The organism is Thiosocius teredinicola (assembly GCF_002009425.1).
In the GTDB taxonomy this organism is placed as follows: Bacteria; Pseudomonadota; Gammaproteobacteria; order Chromatiales; family Chromatiaceae; genus Thiosocius; species Thiosocius teredinicola.
In genome coordinates, this window is the sequence record NZ_CP019936.1 from 1 (window position 1) to 17,597 (window position 17,597).

Here is a 17,597-nt window from a genome sequence, read left to right on the forward strand (position 1 = left end):
TCGCCCAATTGCAGTACCCGGGGCCGGTGCCTGGACGAATAAACAACAAGGTTGGATGCGCGGAACAAACAGCGGTCGTTTCCGTATTCGAATTACTACAAGACGGTTCTTGGAACGTGACGGGTGCGCGTGACAGGGTCGTCACGGTTTTGTATTGACCTATGAACATCAATCTCTGGCAGCATTGTCTCGACAGACTGGGCAATGAGATCCCCAATCAGCAGTTCAACACCTGGATTCGTCCGTTGCACTGTATTCAGGAATCAGACCGCCTGCGCCTGATGGCGCCCAACGCTTTTGTGCTCGATTGGGTCAAAAAGCATTACCTCGACAGGTTGCGAGGCTATGTCGACGATTTGGGGCAGGGCAATGCCATGGCGATCAGTCTGGAGATCGGCAGCGCACCGCGCTCGCCCACCGCCGGCGTTCGCCCAACGACGCCGCCTGAGCCACACCTTCGCGAACCGGGTGCGCGACACAACGACGTACCGAATGTAAAACCGGCGTTCAAGGCCAATACCAACGCCGATTTCACGTTCGAGAGTTTTGTCGAAGGTAAATCGAACCAGTTGGCCCGTGCCGCCGGTATGCAGATCGGCGACAACCCCGGCCGTGTGTACAACCCCTTGTTCATTTATGGCGGTGTAGGTTTAGGCAAAACCCATCTCATGCACGCCGTCGGCAACCGCATTTTGCAGAACAATCCGCAGGCGCAGGTGCTCTACATGCACTCGGAAGGTTTTGTGGCCGAGATGGTCAAGGCCCTGCAACACGGCACAATTGATGATTTCAAGCGCAAGATGCGCTCGGTTAATGCCTTACTGATCGATGATGTTCAATTCTTCGCCGGCAAGGAACGATCGCAAGAAGAGTTTTTCCACACCTTCAATGCGCTGTTCGAGTCGCAGCAACAGATCATCCTGACGAGTGACCGCTTTCCGAAAGAAGTCGACGGTTTGGAAGACCGCCTGAAGTCGCGGTTCGGTTGGGGATTGACTGTTGCCGTGGAACCGCCGGATCTGGAGACGCGGGTCGCCATTCTCAAGAGCAAAGGCCAACAACTGTTCGGTGTTGAACTACCCAACGAGGTCGCGTTCTTTATCGGCAAGCGGGTGCGGTCGAACATCCGCGAACTGGAAGGAGCGTTGCGCCGTATCGTGGCCAACTCGCAGTTCACCGGTCGCGCGATCACGATGGATTTTGCCAAGGATGCGTTGCGCGACATGATCGCAGCGCAAGACAAACTCGTGACGATCGACAACATTCAACGTACCGTCGCTGAATATTTCAAGATCAGAACGTCGGACCTGCTGTCTGCAAAACGCAGCCGTACGATTGCACGCCCTCGCCAGGTAGCGATGACCCTCGCCAAAGAACTTACCAATCACAGCCTGCCTGAGATCGGCGAAGCATTTGGCGGGCGCGACCACACAACGGTACTTTATGCCACGCGCAAAATTGCTGAGTTACGCGAGACCGACCATCGGGTTGCCGAAGACTATAACAACCTGTTAAGAACCTTGAGTAATTGATGTGTGCGACAGTTGAGGCAAAATCAAAGAACCGATTGAGCCAGAGTTATCCACAATAGGCACACAGGGTTGAATAGCATCCATCACGTTGTTTTGGGTCACGAAATTATCACTTAACCTATTGATTTAATTAAGTAAAAATAGGTTTTCCACAGTTGGCAGCTGTGCTTATAACAATAGTAATTTCTTAATAAAATCTTATTTTAACTATCAACCAATGGGGAATCAGTCGGATGAAGATCAGCGCAAACCGAGATGATCTGCTCAAACCCTTGCAGCAGATCGTCGGCGTGGTCGAGCGCAGACAGACGCTCCCGATCCTGGCCAATGTGCTGATGGTCGTGAAAGACAATCGATTGTCGTTGACGGCTACGGACCTCGAAGTCGAATTGCGGACCCATACGTTGGTGGACTGCAAAGGCGAAAGTGAATTCACCTTGCCGGCACGTAAGCTGATGGATATCTGCAAGGCACTGCCGGACTCCGCAGGTATCACGCTCGAGGTAGAGAGTGACAAAGCCACGCTGAAGTCGGGTCGGGGACGTTACACACTCGGGATGCTACCCGCGCAGGACTATCCAAGTATCGAGCCGGCCAAGGCGAGTGACACATTCAAACTGCCGGTTGGCGTTATGAAACGTCTGATCGATAAAACGCAGTTTGCGATGGCACAGCAGGATGTTCGCTACTACCTCAATGGTCTGCTATTGGAACTGAGACCTGGGCGGGTGAGGGCGGTCGCAACGGATGGCCATCGACTTGCGCTGTGTGACGCGTCTTTCGACGATGATTCTGAGATCGACACGCAGGTGATCCTGCCGCGTAAAGCGGTCATCGAGCTTGGTCGATTGCTGGATGATTCAGACAGTGAAGCAACGTTCGAGATCAGCAACAGCCACCTGCGGGTTCATCTCGATCACAGTAGTTTCACGACCAAGTTGATCGATGGTCGTTTCCCCGACTACGAGAGGGTCATGCCGAACGGTCAGACCACCATCATGCTGTCCGAAAAAGACACGCTTAAACAGGCGTTGACCCGAACAGCAATCTTGTCGAACGAAAAGTACCGGGGCATCCGTTTCAGGTTGAGCAAAGGCCTGCTGCATCTTCAGGCACATAATCCCGAACAGGATGAGGCCGAGGAAGAAATCGAGGTGGACTACGATGGCGAGGAGATGACGATCGGATTCAACGTTGGCTATTTGCTTGATGTGCTCGGCGTACTGGATGGAGACGAAGTGCAGATGGCGGTCATTGACTCGAATTCCAGTAGCCTGATTACGCAGAAGGATTCAGCGGAATGTCGGTACGTTGTCATGCCTATGCGTCTGTAGGCCTAGTCGCCGTGACGCAGCAAGTAGCATCGAAGAGAAAGGGGCCAAGTCGGCCCCTTTTTTGGTGATGCGGCGAGAATGCTCCGATGTGGATCAATTCACTGAGTATTTCTGACTTGAGGGTTATTCGGTCGCTCGAGCTCCGACCACGCGAAGGGATTAACTTTGTGTGTGGGCCGAATGGTGCCGGCAAGACGACGATCCTCGAAGCGATTTATCTGGCAGGTCGTGGACAGAGTTTTCGCCACCAGGACGCCGGGCCGATGATTAGAAATGGGTCCGACGATGCGACGATTGTCGTGAAGATGGTGGGAGCAGGCGGTCGGCAGGCCATTCTTGGCGTTAGGCGCAGCGCGAAAAATGTTGAATGCCGTTTGAATGGCGAGAACGTTTCGAAGCGATCAGGGCTGGCGATGGCCTTGCCGGTGCAGTGGATTGGCTCGCAGCCTCAGCTGCTGTTGAGTATGGGACCAGAGGTTCGGCGTCGGTTTTTGGATTTGGGAGTGTTCCACGTGGAACATTCTGTGTATTCCGAAGAGGCTAAGGGATACCAACGCGCTCTACGGCAACGCAACGCCGCAATCAGAATGAATCAACCCGAATTGGTGCGGATGTGGGATGAGCCATTGGCAACAGCAGGCACCGCCATCGACCGTCTTCGACAATCCTTTTTGGAGTTATGGGCGCCTAGGGTCCGCGACATCCTAAGCGAATGGTTGGGCGGCCTTGATGTTTCGTTTGTCTACCGTCGTGGGTGGAATAGACAACAAGATTTGCTGGAAATCTACCGCACCAAACGCGACACCGATTTCAATCTGGGCTACACCTACGCGGGCCCGCACCGCGCAGATATCGAGATAAAGGCCGTACAGGGTTTGGCTGAAAAGACGCTATCGCGTGGCCAACAGAAACTGCTTGTTCTAGCAATGAACATGGCGATGCTGGACGTAGCGAAGTCGCGATCAAGCGAGGTGCCTGTTCTGTTGCTTGATGACCTCGCTGCGGAGCTGGACAAGGGTAATCAAGAACGTGTTCTTCTCGCAGTGAGCGATCGCTGCGAACAGTCATTTATTACTAACATCAGCTCGGTCTTGGATCCTGCGCTATCCCCAAGTTGTACGATGTTCCACGTGGAACATGGCCACCTGACGACATGAACAACAGTGTATAATGCGTCGATCACTCCACCTCTCCCGGCATTGAGTTCCTTCCTGTATGACCGACAACGACAAATCCAGCTACGACACATCTTCCATCAAAGTGTTGAAAGGTCTGGATGCGGTGCGAAAGCGCCCCGGCATGTATATCGGCGATACGGATGATGGCACTGGCCTTCATCACATGGTTTTCGAAGTCGTCGACAACGCGATAGATGAAGCACTCGCCGGGCATTGCGATGAGATCAAGGTCATCATCCATGCCGACAACTCCGTCAGCGTAAAGGACGACGGCCGTGGCATCCCGGTGGGTATCCACGAAGAAGAGGGCATTTCTGCCGCAGAAGTCATCATGACCGTGCTGCACGCAGGCGGGAAGTTTGATGACAACTCCTACAAGGTTTCGGGTGGACTCCACGGTGTCGGTGTTTCGGTGGTCAATGCCTTGTCGGACAAGCTTGAACTGACCATCTGGCGCCAAGGCAAGGTTCACCAACAGGAATATCATCTTGGTGTTCCTCAAGAGCCGTTGAAAGTCGTCGGCGACAGCGATGAAACCGGCACCCAGGTCCGGTTTCATCCCAGCCCCGAAATCTTCACGGACACCGAGTTCCACTACGATATTTTGGCCAAACGCCTGCGCGAGCTATCTTTCCTGAACTCGGGCGTGAAAATCCATCTGAAAGACGAGCGAGCCGATCGCGAAGATATCTTCGAATACGAAGGTGGGATTCGTGCCTTCGTCGAGCATTTGAATCGCAACAAAACCCCTTTGCACCCGAGCGTGTTTCACTTCAGCGCAGAACGAAGCGACGTCGGCGTAGAAGTGGCTCTGCAATGGAACGAGTCGTACCAGGAAAGCATTTTCTGCTTCACCAACAACATCCCACAGCGCGATGGCGGTACCCACTTGGCGGGTATGCGCGCGGCCCTGACCCGTACGCTGAATAGCTATATTGAGCAGGAAGGGATGGCCAAGAAGCAGAAAGTTGCGACGTCGGGAGACGACGCCCGCGAAGGTTTGACCGCGGTGCTTTCGGTCAAAGTGCCGGATCCGAAGTTTTCGTCGCAGACCAAAGACAAGCTCGTTTCGTCAGAGGTCAAAGGCGTTGTCGAAGCACTGCTTGCCGAAAAGCTCTCTGAGTACCTGGTAGAGAATCCGAATGAAGGCAAGATGATCGCTGGCAAAATGATCGAGGCAGCGCGAGCCCGCGAGGCGGCACGTAAGGCGCGGGAAATGACCCGCCGCAAAGGTGTGCTGGATATCGCCGGGCTACCCGGCAAGCTTGCCGACTGCCAAGAGAAAGACCCCGGTCTGTCAGAACTCTACCTGGTGGAGGGTGATTCTGCCGGCGGCTCAGCCAAGCAGGGTAGGGACAGGCGTACACAAGCTATCCTGCCGCTCAAAGGCAAGATACTGAACGTCGAAAAAGCGCGTTTCGACAAGATGCTGTCATCAGCAGAAGTCGGTACCTTGATCACCGCTTTGGGCTGTGGCATCGGCCGCGAAGAATTCGATCCGGACAAATTGCGTTACCACCGGATCATCATCATGACTGACGCCGACGTTGACGGCGCCCACATCCGCACCTTGCTTCTTACCTTCTTCTATCGGCAGATGCCCGAGCTGATTGAGCGCGGCCATATCTATATTGCGCAACCGCCGTTGTACAAGGTGAAGAAGGGCAAACAAGAGCACTACCTAAAAGACGACACTGAGTTGAACGCCTACCTGTTGCGCACGGCCTTGGACGGAGCAAGTCTCCTCGTCAACGCCGAAGCGCCACCGCTTTCCGGTCCGGCGCTCGAGGATCTCGCGCACAAGATGGTTGTGGTCAAGGCCATCCAGCAGCGTCTGGGTAAACGCTACGATGAAGGCGTGCTGCAGAATCTGTTGTACATGCCGCGAGTGGGTGATGATCTGCTCGGGAACGAGGAGGCACTGCAGGGATGGATGGTAGAACTGCAGAACCGACTCAATGTCGACACCGGCGTGGCCGATCGCTACCAGCTGGTTATGACGCCGGCGGAAGAAGAGCGTACGGCCGGTATCGCCATTGAGCATTGGACCCACGGCATAGCGACGGAAAAACATCTTCCCCTCGATTTCTTCCACTCGAGCGATTATCAAAAGATTGCCGATATGGGTGAAGCACTGGACGGGCTGTTGGCGCAGGATGCAGAGATTCGCCGCGGCGATAAAGGTAAGCCGGTTGCCACTTTCGAAGAGGCCCTGCAGTGGCTGATGGAAGAGGCGAAACGCGGCCAACACATCCAGCGATACAAAGGCCTGGGTGAGATGAACCCGGAGCAGCTTTGGGAAACGACCATGGACCCGGCCAGTCGCCGCCTGTTGCGCGTCAACATCGAAGACGTCGTCGGCTCTGATCAGATATTCACGACCTTGATGGGCGACCAGGTCGAACCGCGCCGTGATTTCATCGAACGCAATGCGTTAACCGTCGAAAATCTCGACGTCTAACTATCTACACGTCATAACGTATCCGATGCCCGATTATTCGTTCGGGCGTCGGATTATCCACGATTTTATCCACAGGTTTGCTAAGGCGAAGAAAGACGGTGCGGACTACAGCGCCTAACAGATCGCGAGTGAGCCGGTGTTCGTCTAATGGAAATGTAAGTAAGCGGTTACTTACTATTAGAGCTTTTCAGTAGGGAGAGTTTCCAGCGTGCTCTCGATCCATTCCTCGACTTCACGCATGATCTCAGACGCCTTCTTGCCTTCACTGGCGATGGGTGGGCCGACGACCACATCGATCGTTCCCGGGTACTTTTTCACATCGCGCCGACGCCAGAAAATACCGGCGTTGTGAACAATCGGGACGACTGTCGCTCCGCTACGTTCGGCAAGCAAACCGCCGCCTATACTGTATTTCTTCCGTTCTCCCGGAGCGGTGCGGGTGCCCTCGGGGAAAATGATCACGTTGCGTCCTTCATTGAGGCGTTCGATGCCTTCCGTAACGACCTTCATCGCAGCCTTGCGCCCGGCGGAGCGGTCGATGGCGATCGATTTTGCGAATTTTAATCCCAGCCCAAACAATGGGATGCGCATGAGCTCTTGTTTCAGTATCCACGACTGCGCGGCGGGCAGGATGCCGCGCAGGGCAATCGTCTCCCAGGTCGATTGATGCTTCGCCATGATGATGGCGCCACCAGCCGGTAGGTGTTCTTCACCTTTGATCCGGTAACTGAGTCCACAGACCCATTTCAGCAGCCAAAGATTGGTCGTACCCCAGGCATTTGACATCGTATCGGCGTAGCTGCTCGGCAAAAACCAACCGAACAACGCAATCAATAGACCGAAAACTACGACCGATATGACTAAACCAGCGAAATACAGCAGCGAGCGCAGCAAAATCAAGCGCGTTTTCCTCCTTCCAGGATGTAGTCTACGGCGGCGGCCAGATCGTCGAACCACGGCAAGGTATGCAATTCCGGATGCTTTTCGAAGGTTCGGGTGCCTTTGCCGGTTCTGACCAGCATTGGAACGGCATGTGCCGCAATCGCGGCGTCGATATCGCGCTTGCTATCGCCGATCACCGGTACGCGTGCCAGGGGTAGACCGAAGCGTACGCTGATCGCCCTCAGCAAACCGGGTTTCGGCTTACGGCAATCGCAACCGGCGTCGGGTGCATGCGGGCAAAAAAATATGCCATCGATATGACCACCGACTCGACCGAGTGCGCGCTGAAACTTCGCATGCATCTCGTTGAGATCTTCTACGCTGAACATGCCGCGACCGATACCTGACTGATTGGTCGCAACCGTCACCGCAATCCCGGCATGATTAAGGCGGGCGATCGCTTCCAGGCTGCCCGGTATCGGGATCCACTCGTCGGCGGATTTGATGTAGGCGTCCGAGTCTTGGTTGATCACGCCATCTCTGTCGAGGATCACGAGTTTGGGTAGGTCACTCATCTTGGATCGGTTACCCGCTGATGTGGTGTGATCAATCGACGTCGCGAAACTCGGATACCCGGATGCGGCCGTCGATCATGCGCGATTCACGTTGCATCAGCTTATCCATCTTGTTCCAAAAGGCGCTCTTCAAGTCGAGCTGCGCGGCGATGTCGGTACCCATCACCAAGATCAAAAGGTCGGCTACCTCTTCTGCCAGCGCTTCGCGCGGTTTCCCCTTGGTGACACACGACGAGATCTCGCCCAGTTCCTCGGCCATCAAGGCAACCCGATAGGTGAGTTCTTCGCCACCGGTGTTACGGAAATCATGCTTGTCATGAAATGCCTGCACGGCGCGCATCATGTCGTCCCATGAATCCGAATGCGCCGCCATCGATCAGACCTGCAACACCGAGATATCCGCCACCTGCAGAAATTGCTGACTCATCGTTTTCAGCATGGCCAGGCGGTTACCGCGCACAGCTGCTTTTTCTGCCATCACCATGACATCGTCGAAAAAGGTGTCGACCGGACCGCGTAGATGCGCGAGCACCTGCAGCGCTGCGCCATAGTTGCTCTCGGCCATCAGCGGCGCAATCGCCTTCTCCGCTGCCAGCAGATGATCATGCAGCGCTTTTTCGGCAGTCAATTCAAACAGGTCGGGGTCTACCTGATCCGGCACCGCTTCGTCGGTTTTCTTGAGGATGTTCCCGATGCGCTTGTTGGCTGCAGACAGCGCTTCAGCCTCGGGCAATGCGCGGAAGTCGGTCACTACCCGGATGCGATGTTCGAAATCGGCGATCGTTTTGGGCCGGATGTTGGCAACGGCCTCAAAGGTGTCATGGCTCGTACCGCTGTCGCTGTAGATACCTTTCAGGCGTTCAAGCATGAAGTCGTAAACCTGGTCGGCGATGCCTTGTTCCTTGAGCTGTCCCTGCAAACCCGCTTCGGCTTTCTGCAGCAGGGCTACCAGGTCGATCGGCAGTGCGTGTTCCCGCAGGATACGCAACGCACCGAGTGCGGCGCGGCGCAGCGCAAACGGGTCTTTGTCACCGGTCGGTTTCAATCCGATGCCGAAGATGCCGACCAGGGTGTCGATCTTTTCGGCCAATGAGATCGCAATACCGGTCTTGGTCTCCGGCAGGCGGTCACCGGAGAAACGCGGCATGTAAAACTCGTCCATCGCCAGCGCAAGTTCGTCCGGTTCGCCGTCGCGTCGTGCCTGGTATCGACCCATGATGCCCTGCATCTCGGGGAACTCGAATACCATCTCAGTCATCAGATCGCAGCGGCTGAGTTCGCCGGCACGCCGGGTCAAACCCTCGTCGCCACCAACATGTTGCGCGATGAACGCGGCGAGTTCGGCGACCCGTGCTGACTTGTCGCGCATACTGCCAAGATCTTTCTGAAATACGACGTGTTCGAGTTTGCCCACGTGGTCTTGTAGACGCTTCTTGCCGTCCTGTTCCCAGAAGAACATGGCGTCGGCGAGTCGCGGCCGCACAACACGTTCGTTGCCTTGGCGGATCAGATCCGGTTGCTTGCTTTCAATGTTGGCGATCGTGATGAACTTATTCATCAGCTGGCCGTCTTTGCTGAACACCGGGAAGTACTTCTGGTTGCCTTTCATGGTGGCGACCAACGCTTCCTGAGGCACTTCGAGGAATCGCTCTTCAAAGGTACCGGTGATCGGCATCGGCCATTCGTTCAGCGCTGTCACCTCGTCGAGCAGATCGTCATCCAGATCCGGCACGCCACCGATATCGCCGGCAGCTTGCTCCACAAGGTGCTTCACGCGCGCGCGCCGCGTATCGAAGTGAGCGATTACTTTGCCAAGAGAGCCTAGTACTTCGGCATAGTCATCCGGGCTGTAGAGCGTAATGGCATGCGGATGATGGAATCGGTGGCCGTAGGTTTCCTTGCTCGCCTTGGCATCGAGCAGCGTGCAGGGGACAACGCTGTCACCGAGCATGAACAGCAGCCAATGCACTGGGCGCACGAACTGGGCATCGGAATCACCCCAGCGCATGCGCTTTGGAATCGGTAGCTTGTTGAGTGCGTTCTCAGCGATACCCGGCAGCAGATCGACGGCCTGCTGGCCCTTCTGGTGAACATTGAAGACCAGCCAACTGCCTTTGTCCGTCTCGAGCTTCTGCAGCTGGTCGACCGTGGTGTTGCATGACTTGGCAAAGCCTTCGGCTGCCTTGGTCGGATTGCCGTCACCGTCGTAGGCGGCTTTAAGCGCCGGGCCACGGCGCTCGATATCCCGGTCAGGTTGTGCAGTCGCGCAGTCGCGAACCAACAGAGCAAGGCGCCTTGGGGCAGCGTAAGCACTTACTTCGCCAAACTGCAGCCCGGCGTCGTTGAGGCCTTTGACGAACTCTTCGGTAAACGCGACAGAGAGCTTCTTTAATGCCTTCGGCGGAAGCTCTTCGGTCCCGAGTTCGAATATCAGGTTCGCGGTTTCGATCATAGACTCACTCATCGCCAGCCTCCCTGGCGGCATTCACCATCGGGAAGCCGAGTTTCTCGCGGGCGTCGTAATACGCCTGCGCTACTGCCTGCGCCAATTTGCGCACCCGCAGTATGTATCTCTGCCGTTCGGTCACCGAGATCGCGTGGCGTGCGTCCAGCAAGTTGAAGGCATGCGAAGCCTTGAGTACCTGTTCGTAGGCCGGCAGCGAAAGCCCGGCCTCGATCAGGCGCGACGAGTCCTTTTCACATTGGTCGAACAAGCCGAAGAGAAAATCCACGTCGGCGTGTTCGAAGTTGTACGCCGACTGCTCGACCTCGTTCTGATGGAACACGTCGCGGTAAGTCACCGGCCCCTGCGGCCCCTTGGTCCAGACCAGGTCGAACACCGATTCGACGCCCTGCAGATACATCGCGATCCGTTCGAGACCATAGGTGATCTCACCGGTCACCGGCCGGCAATCGAGACCGCCCACCTGCTGGAAGTAGGTGAACTGGGTCACCTCCATGCCGTTCAGCCAGACCTCCCAACCCAGGCCCCAGGCCCCCAGCGTGGGTGATTCCCAGTTGTCTTCGACGAAGCGGATATCGTGCACCAGCGGATCCAGGCCCATCATCTCGAGCGAGCCGAGATACAGCTCCTGGATATTCAGCGGCGACGGCTTCATCGCCACCTGGAACTGGTAATAGTGCTGCAAGCGGTTGGGGTTCTCACCGTAGCGACCATCGGTCGGGCGGCGCGAAGGTTGCACGTAGGCCGCGTTCCACGGCTCCGGACCGATCGCCCGTAGGAAGGTCGCCGTATGAAAGGTACCGGCACCCATCTCCATATCGTACGGCTGCAAAATCGCGCAGCCCTGCTCGGCCCAGTATTGTTGCAGGGCAAAAATTAGGCCCTGGAAAGTGGAAACATCCGGCGCGTTATTCATGTAATTCGGTTGCCCGTGGAAGCGCTGCTGGTGAAAAGCCGCTCATTATATAGCCCTCAAGCGGGGACTATAAATATAATGTGTCGTTTTCCCCACGCACCGACCGACCATGGCTGAACAACGCAAGGCATTGGCATTGATCTCCGGCGGCCTCGATTCGCTGTTGGCGGCCAAGGTCGTTCAGGCTCAGGGCGTCCACGTCGAGGGCATCAATTTCTTCACCGGTTTCTGTGTCGAAGGGCACACCCACGCCATCCGTAAGAAAGACCGCGACAGGCAGAAACGCAACAACGCGCTCTGGGTTGCCGAGCAGCTCGGTATCAAGCTGCATATCGTTGACATCGTCGAAGAATACAAAGACGTGGTCTTCAACCCGCGTTACGGCTACGGCGCCAACCTCAACCCCTGCCTCGACTGCAAGGTGTTCATGGTGCGCAAGGCGCGTGAATGGATCGAGCGCAGGGGCTTCGATTTCGTCATCACCGGTGAGGTCGTCGGCCAGCGACCCAAATCGCAGCGCAAAGACACCATGCCGATCATCCAGCACGATTCGGGTATTGAAGACCGCTTGCTGCGTCCGCTGAGTGCGCAGAATCTGCCGGCAACCTTGCCCGAGCGCGAAGGTTGGGTGCAGCGTGATCGGCTATACGGTTTCTCCGGACGTAGTCGCAAACCGCAGATGGCGCTCGCCGCCGAGTTCGGGTTTGAAGACTACGCCCAACCGGCCGGCGGTTGCTGTTTTCTTACCGACGAGAACTATTCGGTCAAGCTCAAAGACTTGTGGCAGGCACGCGGCAAACGTCGTTACGAGCTCGATGACATCATGCTGCTGAAAGTCGGTCGCCACGTCCGACCGGCACCGCATTTCAAGGTCATCGTGTCGCGAGAAGAAGGCGAGGGCAGGTTTCTGTCGGGCTACCGCAAACAGTACCCCAGTCTTTCATTGGTAAGCCACGGGGGGCCACTGGCACTGATCGACGGCGAAGCAAGCGACGCAGACATCCGTCTGGCTGCGCGCATCGTTGGGCGATATAGCCAGGGGCGCGATGCCGAGACGGTCGAACTCGAATACCGCGCGCTCGACGGTTCGACCCAGGCGATCAAGGTCAAACCGATGACCGCAGACGAACTGCCGAAGGCCTGGTTGCTGTAACACCCGGACGCACCACACGTCCGCGTGTTGGTGCCTGCAACCTCAGATCTTGAATACCGCAGCTTGCGCACGGAACTGCTCGGCCATGCGCGTGAGTTGCTCGCTCGCTGTTGCGGCCTGTTCCGAACCAGTGGCTGCGCTATGCGCGGCATCGCTGATCGCCGTGATCGAACGATTGATCTCTTCGACCACGCTGGCCTGCTCTTCAGACATGTTGGCGATCTGAATCGTCATCGCGCTGACGTTCTCAGAACTGCTGTTGATCAGGGTTAGCGATTCACCGGCACGCCCGGCAACTTCCACGGATTCGTTGACCCGCTCCTGGCTGCGCGCCATCGACGAGTTCGCTTCGCCGGCGCTGTGCAACAGGCGCTCGACCATCTGCTCGATCTCGCTGGTGGATTCCTGCGTCCTTTGTGCCAGCGTGCGTACCTCGTCGGCCACTACCGCGAAACCGCGTCCTTTCTCGCCGGCACGCGCGGCCTCGATCGCCGCGTTCAATGCCAGCAGGTTGGTTTGTTCGGCGATGCCGCGGATAACGTCCAACACGGTGCTGATCTGATTCGAGTGCTGGTTCAGCTGCGTGATCGCGTGGCTTGCGCCATCGATCTCGTTGGCCAGGTCGCGAATCGTGTTGACCACACTTTGCACGGTCTGGCTGCCGTCGCCGGCGACCTTTTTAGCATCTGCCGACGAACTGGCCGCGGCCGATGTGCTGCGCGCCACTTCTTCAACCGATGCGGTCAATTCGTTCACAGCCGTTGCGACCTGTTCGCTCTCGGCATGCTGGCGTCTGGCGCCATCGGCGCTGTCGCGCGTGATTGCCGTCATCTCCTCGGCTGCCGATGACAGTTGTTCTGCTCCATTGGCCACACTACTGACCAGCTCCTGGAAACGCTGCATCAAGCGGTTGAAGGAATCCGCCATGCTGCCTTTCTGCGTGGTGCGCAGCGTCAGGTCAGCCTTTTCAGACACCTCGTCCATCAGCTGCGCAACGGCCAGTGGTGCCGACATGCTGCGGTAGGTCTGCCAGCCGGTGAAAGCCAGCAGGCCGAGCGACGCCACGCAGATACCGGCGAGCAGCCATACGGTCATGCCGTAGACGTCGGCAGCGTGTTCGCGCTCTTGCGCGGCAACCTCAAGCTGAAGGTCGACGAGTTCGGTGATCACGCCGCCGATGGCATCGATTTCGGCGTACAAAGGTCCGTCGAATCGGTCGAGTTGACCCTTGAGGTTGCCGTCGAGCGTACCGACAAATGCCTTCAGCTCAGAGACAGCGGCGTCGGCCTTGGCGAATTTCGATTTGGCAGCTCCAACCAGCTTCTCCTCGTCGGCCGTAAGCTGGGTTTTAAGGTAGGCCTGCCAATGCTCGTCAATGGTCTGTTCGGCGGAGGCGATTTCCTGCAGCAACTCGCCCTTGGAATGAATGCCGGCGTTGGCCTTGTTCACGCCATCGATCACACCGACGGCGTAGGCATCCGCGATGTGTTTGAGCTGGTCGAGCGGTATCACGCGATCGTGATAGATGCGGTCGACTCCCTCGTTAACACGCGACAGCATGGTTTCCGAAACGATGGTCACGGCGAGCAGAATGATCACCGGCAGCGCCGAGATCATCACCATGCGGCGTTTGAATGAACTGAGATTATTTTTGCCCACGGTGGACGCTCCAGAAGGGCCAGACCATCGCTCCCAACAGCAGCGGTCCGACAAGTGGTTATTCGGCGCTGTTTTTATCGGCAATATGACCGTTTTGTTAAGGATTCCGGCCGCCAAAAATGCGCTGCACGCTGCCAGGGAACGCGGTTTCTCGTATCATGCGCTCCTCGATGAAACCACGCCGCGAAACACTCGATTGCCATCGCCTGCTTTGCCCTATGCCGGTCATCCGCGTTCAGGACAAGGTGGAAACCCTGTCGGCGGGAGATGAGCTGGTGGCCGTGTGCACCGACCCGGGGGCCATGCAAGACATTCCGGCCTGGTGCAGAATCAACGGCCACACCGTTCTGGAGACTGCAGAGCACGATGGTGAGTATGTAATCACTATCCGTGTAGAAGCTGATAAATAGTGACTGCCAGCCAGCAACATACGCACCCGGAGGACTCGGCGCAGGCCCAGCGCACGGCGCGTGGTCGCGCTACCCGGCGGGTCGCTATCGTCAGCGGACTGGTCAATCTGCTGCTGTCTTTCGCCCAGGTGATCGTTGGGCTGATCGCCAATTCCGCCGCCTTGGTGGCCGACGGCATCCATTCGGCCTCGGACCTGTTGTCGGACATCCTGGTCTGGTTTGCTGCGCGTCATGCCGCCATGGCGCCGGACAAGGATCATCCCTATGGGCATGGGCGATTCGAGACTGCGGCGACGCTCGGCCTGGGCATCCTGCTGACATTGGTCGCGCTTGGCATCGTCTGGAACGGCGGCGAGCGTCTGCTGGATCCCGATCGGCCACTGCCCGGCAAGCTGGCGCTGATCATTGCGGCGGTCGGCATCGCCGCCAAAGAATCACTGTACTGGTACACGATCGCCGTGGCGCGACGTCTGAACTCGGAGATGTTGCGGGCCAACGCCTGGCACCACCGGTCCGATGCCCTGTCGTCGATCGTTGTCCTGATCGGGGTTGGTGCAGCGGTCATGGGCTTTTCCTACATGGACGCGCTGGCCGCAATCATCGTCGGCATCATGGTCGCCAAGATTGGTTGGGATCTCGGCTGGAGCGCGCTCACCGAGCTGGTCGATACCGCGCTCGATGAGGACCAGGTCAACGAGGCCAAACGCGTCATCATGGCGATCGATGGGGTGCGCTCGGTGCACATGCTGCGCACCCGGCGGCATGGCGCCGAAGCGAGCGCCGACGTGCATGTACAGGTGGCGCCGCGTCTGTCGGTCTCGGAAGGGCACATGATCAGCCAGACGGTAGAAGACAGGATGATCGCAAAACTCGACGCGATCACTGATGTAACCGTGCACATCGATCCGGAAGACGACGAGAATGCGCCGACCTGCCGTGGTTTGCCGCTGCGCGCCGAGGCACTGGCGGCGCTCGAGCAACTTTGGAACGAAGTGCATGCAGCACCGGCGCAGCGTGAGATACGATTGCATTACCTCGGCGGATCGATCGACGTCGAGATGATTCTGCCGGTAGCCAGTTTCGTCGATGAAGCCAATACGGCCGCGTTGCGCGAGAACCTGACCCAGGCAGCCGCTGTGCTACCCTGGTTCGGTAGCCTGCGGGTGCTCTATGGCTAGCACCAATATGGTGCGATCACGGATGGCGATGCACTGTATGAGTGCGCCAAGCTGGGAAGGCAACGGATTGTAGCGGCAAGCTTATTCGATGAGGCTGCCCAACTATGGCGCGCCAGCTGCCGTAAGCGGCTGATTTCAAGGCACTAAGCCGGGACGAGAACGATTAGCAATCGAGTGTCGGAAACGCTCGATCAACAGGCAAGGGGAGTGGCATGTTTCCTGCTCCCACATCGCAACGCCAACCCGCCGGTCTGGAAGACCTGCCTGGCGACCCAATGTAACCGCTGTCTGCAGACAGCAGCACTCATCGCTACTTCTGGAGAAACCGAGAATGTCCGCAAAAGACGTCCTAAAAATGATGAAGGACAACGACGTCAAGTGGGTCGATTTCCGATTCACTGACACCCGAGGCAAAGAACAGCACGTCACCGTGCCAGCATCTGTCGTTGATGAGGAACTGTTCACCGACGGCAAAATGTTCGACGGTTCGTCGATCGCCGGTTGGAAAGGCATCAATGAATCCGACATGATCTTGATGCCGGAAGCAGGCACTGCTGTACTCGACCCGTTTACCGACGACGCAACCGTCAACCTGCGTTGCGACATTCTCGAACCGTCGACGATGGAAGGCTACGAGCGCGATCCCCGTTCGGTGGCAAAGCGCGCTGAAGCCTACCTGCAATCGACCGGCATCGCCGACGTGGCGTACTTCGGACCGGAGCCGGAATTCTTCATTCTCGACGATGTTCGCTGGAGCATCGACATGTCGGGTTCGATGGTCAAGATCGACTCGCAGGAAGCTGAGTGGAACTCCGAGCGCGTCTACGAAGACGGCAACATCGGTCACCGTCCGGGCGTCAAAGGCGGCTATTTCCCGGTTCCCCCGGTTGATTCGCTGCACGACCTGCGTGGCGCTATGTGTGACGCGATGGAAGAGATGGGCGTGCCTGTCGAAGTCCATCACCACGAAGTGGCGACCGCCGGTCAGTGTGAGATCGGCACCAAGTTCTCGACCCTGGTTCAGCGTGCCGACTGGGTCCAGATCCAGAAGTACTGCACCTGGAACGTCGCTCATGCCTACGGCAAGACGGCCACCTTTATGCCGAAGCCGATGGTTGGCGATAACGGCTCGGGCATGCACGTTCACCAGTCGCTTGCCAAAGACGGCAACAACATCTTTGCCGGCGATCTCTACGGCGGTCTTTCTGAAACCGCGCTGTACTACATCGGCGGCATCATCAAGCATGCCCGCGCGTTGAACGCATTCACCAACGCGTCGACCAACTCGTATAAGCGTTTGGTGCCGGGCTTCGAAGCGCCGGTCATGCTGGCCTACTCGGCGCGTAACCGTTCGGCTTCGATTCGTATTCCGTGGGTTTCGAGCCCGAAAGCACGCCGTATCGAGGTGCGCTTCCCGGATCCGACCGCCAACCCTTACCTTGCCTTCACCGCGATGATGATGGCCGGTCTCGACGGTATCCAGAACAAGATCCACCCCGGCGATGCTGCCGACAAGGACCTGTACGATCTGGAGCCGGAAGAAGCAGCAGGCATCCCGACGGTTTGTCACAGCCTCGACCAGGCGCTGGAAGCCCTCGATGCCGACCGCGACTTCCTCAAGGCAGGCGGTGTGTTCAGCGACGATCTGATCGACGGTTACATCGCACTGAAGATGGAAGAAGTGACCACGATGCGTATGACTACGCACCCGGTCGAGTTCGACATGTACTTCAGCCTCTGATCTTTCAGCAGGTTTGGAACGAAGAACCCCACCTATCCGGCGGGGTTTTTTGTTTACAAGCGGCGCCGGATATGCCACAAGGTAGTGCATCTAATGGATTTCGGAGTCGCAACC

General features: G+C 57.3%; 14 protein-coding genes. 8 read left to right on the top strand and 6 right to left on the bottom strand.

Annotation, left to right across the window (positions count from 1 at the left end):
- Positions 1 to 161: 161 nt before the first annotated feature.
- The 4 genes from dnaA (at position 162) to gyrB (ending at position 6,505) form a co-directional block, all read left to right on the top strand.
- Entirely contained in the window at positions 162 to 1,532 is a 1,371-nt protein-coding gene (dnaA, locus tag B1781_RS00005) for a chromosomal replication initiator protein DnaA (protein ID WP_174575393.1), read from the top strand.
- Positions 1,533 to 1,765: 233 nt separating this feature from the next.
- Positions 1,766 to 2,866, top strand: coding sequence for a DNA polymerase III subunit beta (gene dnaN / locus B1781_RS00010; RefSeq protein WP_078117734.1), 1,101 nt, complete (start codon positions 1,766 to 1,768; stop codon positions 2,864 to 2,866).
- Between the two features lie 86 nt (positions 2,867 to 2,952).
- A complete protein-coding gene (recF, locus tag B1781_RS00015; protein ID WP_078117735.1) occupies positions 2,953 to 4,023 on the top strand; it encodes a DNA replication/repair protein RecF in 1,071 nt (356 codons plus the stop codon).
- A gap of 58 nt (positions 4,024 to 4,081) precedes the next feature.
- The gene (gene gyrB, locus B1781_RS00020) at positions 4,082 to 6,505 is read left to right on the top strand and encodes a DNA topoisomerase (ATP-hydrolyzing) subunit B (RefSeq protein ID WP_078117736.1); all 2,424 of its coding nucleotides are present in this window, start codon (positions 4,082 to 4,084) and stop codon (positions 6,503 to 6,505) included.
- Positions 6,506 to 6,682: 177 nt separating this feature from the next.
- Here the strand turns inward: gyrB and B1781_RS00025 are convergent, their stop codons facing one another.
- The 5 genes from B1781_RS00025 to glyQ are packed head-to-tail and all read right to left on the bottom strand — an operon-like array spanning position 6,683 to position 11,342.
- Positions 6,683 to 7,405: a lysophospholipid acyltransferase family protein gene (locus B1781_RS00025; RefSeq protein ID WP_078117737.1), complete on the bottom strand. Its 723-nt coding sequence runs from the start codon at positions 7,403 to 7,405 to the stop codon at positions 6,683 to 6,685.
- The gene (gene gmhB, locus B1781_RS00030) at positions 7,402 to 7,962 is read right to left on the bottom strand and encodes a D-glycero-beta-D-manno-heptose 1,7-bisphosphate 7-phosphatase (RefSeq protein ID WP_078117738.1); all 561 of its coding nucleotides are present in this window, start codon (positions 7,960 to 7,962) and stop codon (positions 7,402 to 7,404) included. The genes B1781_RS00025 and gmhB overlap by 4 nt, the downstream gene beginning before the upstream one ends.
- 31 nt (positions 7,963 to 7,993) lie before the next feature.
- A complete protein-coding gene (locus B1781_RS00035) occupies positions 7,994 to 8,335 on the bottom strand; it encodes a MazG nucleotide pyrophosphohydrolase domain-containing protein (protein ID WP_078117739.1) in 342 nt (113 codons plus the stop codon).
- Positions 8,336 to 8,338: 3 nt separating this feature from the next.
- Positions 8,339 to 10,426, bottom strand: coding sequence for a glycine--tRNA ligase subunit beta (glyS, locus tag B1781_RS00040; protein ID WP_334223830.1), 2,088 nt, complete (start codon positions 10,424 to 10,426; stop codon positions 8,339 to 8,341).
- Positions 10,419 to 11,342, bottom strand: coding sequence for a glycine--tRNA ligase subunit alpha (glyQ, locus tag B1781_RS00045; RefSeq protein ID WP_078117741.1), 924 nt, complete (start codon positions 11,340 to 11,342; stop codon positions 10,419 to 10,421). The genes glyS and glyQ overlap by 8 nt, the downstream gene beginning before the upstream one ends.
- A 109-nt stretch (positions 11,343 to 11,451) precedes the next feature.
- On the opposite strand from glyQ, the gene B1781_RS00050 reads away from it, so the two are divergent.
- Positions 11,452 to 12,495, top strand: a complete 1,044-nt coding sequence (locus B1781_RS00050; protein WP_078117742.1) for a tRNA (5-methylaminomethyl-2-thiouridylate)-methyltransferase — start codon at positions 11,452 to 11,454, stop codon at positions 12,493 to 12,495.
- Between the two features lie 42 nt (positions 12,496 to 12,537).
- Here the strand turns inward: B1781_RS00050 and B1781_RS00055 are convergent, their stop codons facing one another.
- Entirely contained in the window at positions 12,538 to 14,154 is a 1,617-nt protein-coding gene (locus tag B1781_RS00055; protein WP_125931799.1) for a methyl-accepting chemotaxis protein, read from the bottom strand.
- A gap of 170 nt (positions 14,155 to 14,324) precedes the next feature.
- Here B1781_RS00055 and B1781_RS00060 point away from each other — a divergent pair, with 170 nt between their 5' ends.
- From B1781_RS00060 to glnA, 3 genes are all read left to right on the top strand, one after another.
- Positions 14,325 to 14,564: a sulfurtransferase TusA family protein gene (locus B1781_RS00060; protein WP_078121849.1), complete on the top strand. Its 240-nt coding sequence runs from the start codon at positions 14,325 to 14,327 to the stop codon at positions 14,562 to 14,564.
- A complete protein-coding gene (locus B1781_RS00065) occupies positions 14,564 to 15,742 on the top strand; it encodes a cation diffusion facilitator family transporter (protein ID WP_078117744.1) in 1,179 nt (392 codons plus the stop codon). The genes B1781_RS00060 and B1781_RS00065 overlap by 1 nt, the downstream gene beginning before the upstream one ends.
- 331 nt (positions 15,743 to 16,073) lie before the next feature.
- Positions 16,074 to 17,483 carry a glutamate--ammonia ligase gene (gene glnA / locus B1781_RS00070; RefSeq protein ID WP_078117745.1) on the top strand — a complete coding sequence of 470 codons (1,410 nt, stop codon included), beginning with the start codon at positions 16,074 to 16,076 and terminating at the stop codon, positions 17,481 to 17,483.
- The last annotated feature ends 114 nt before the right edge of the window (positions 17,484 to 17,597 follow it).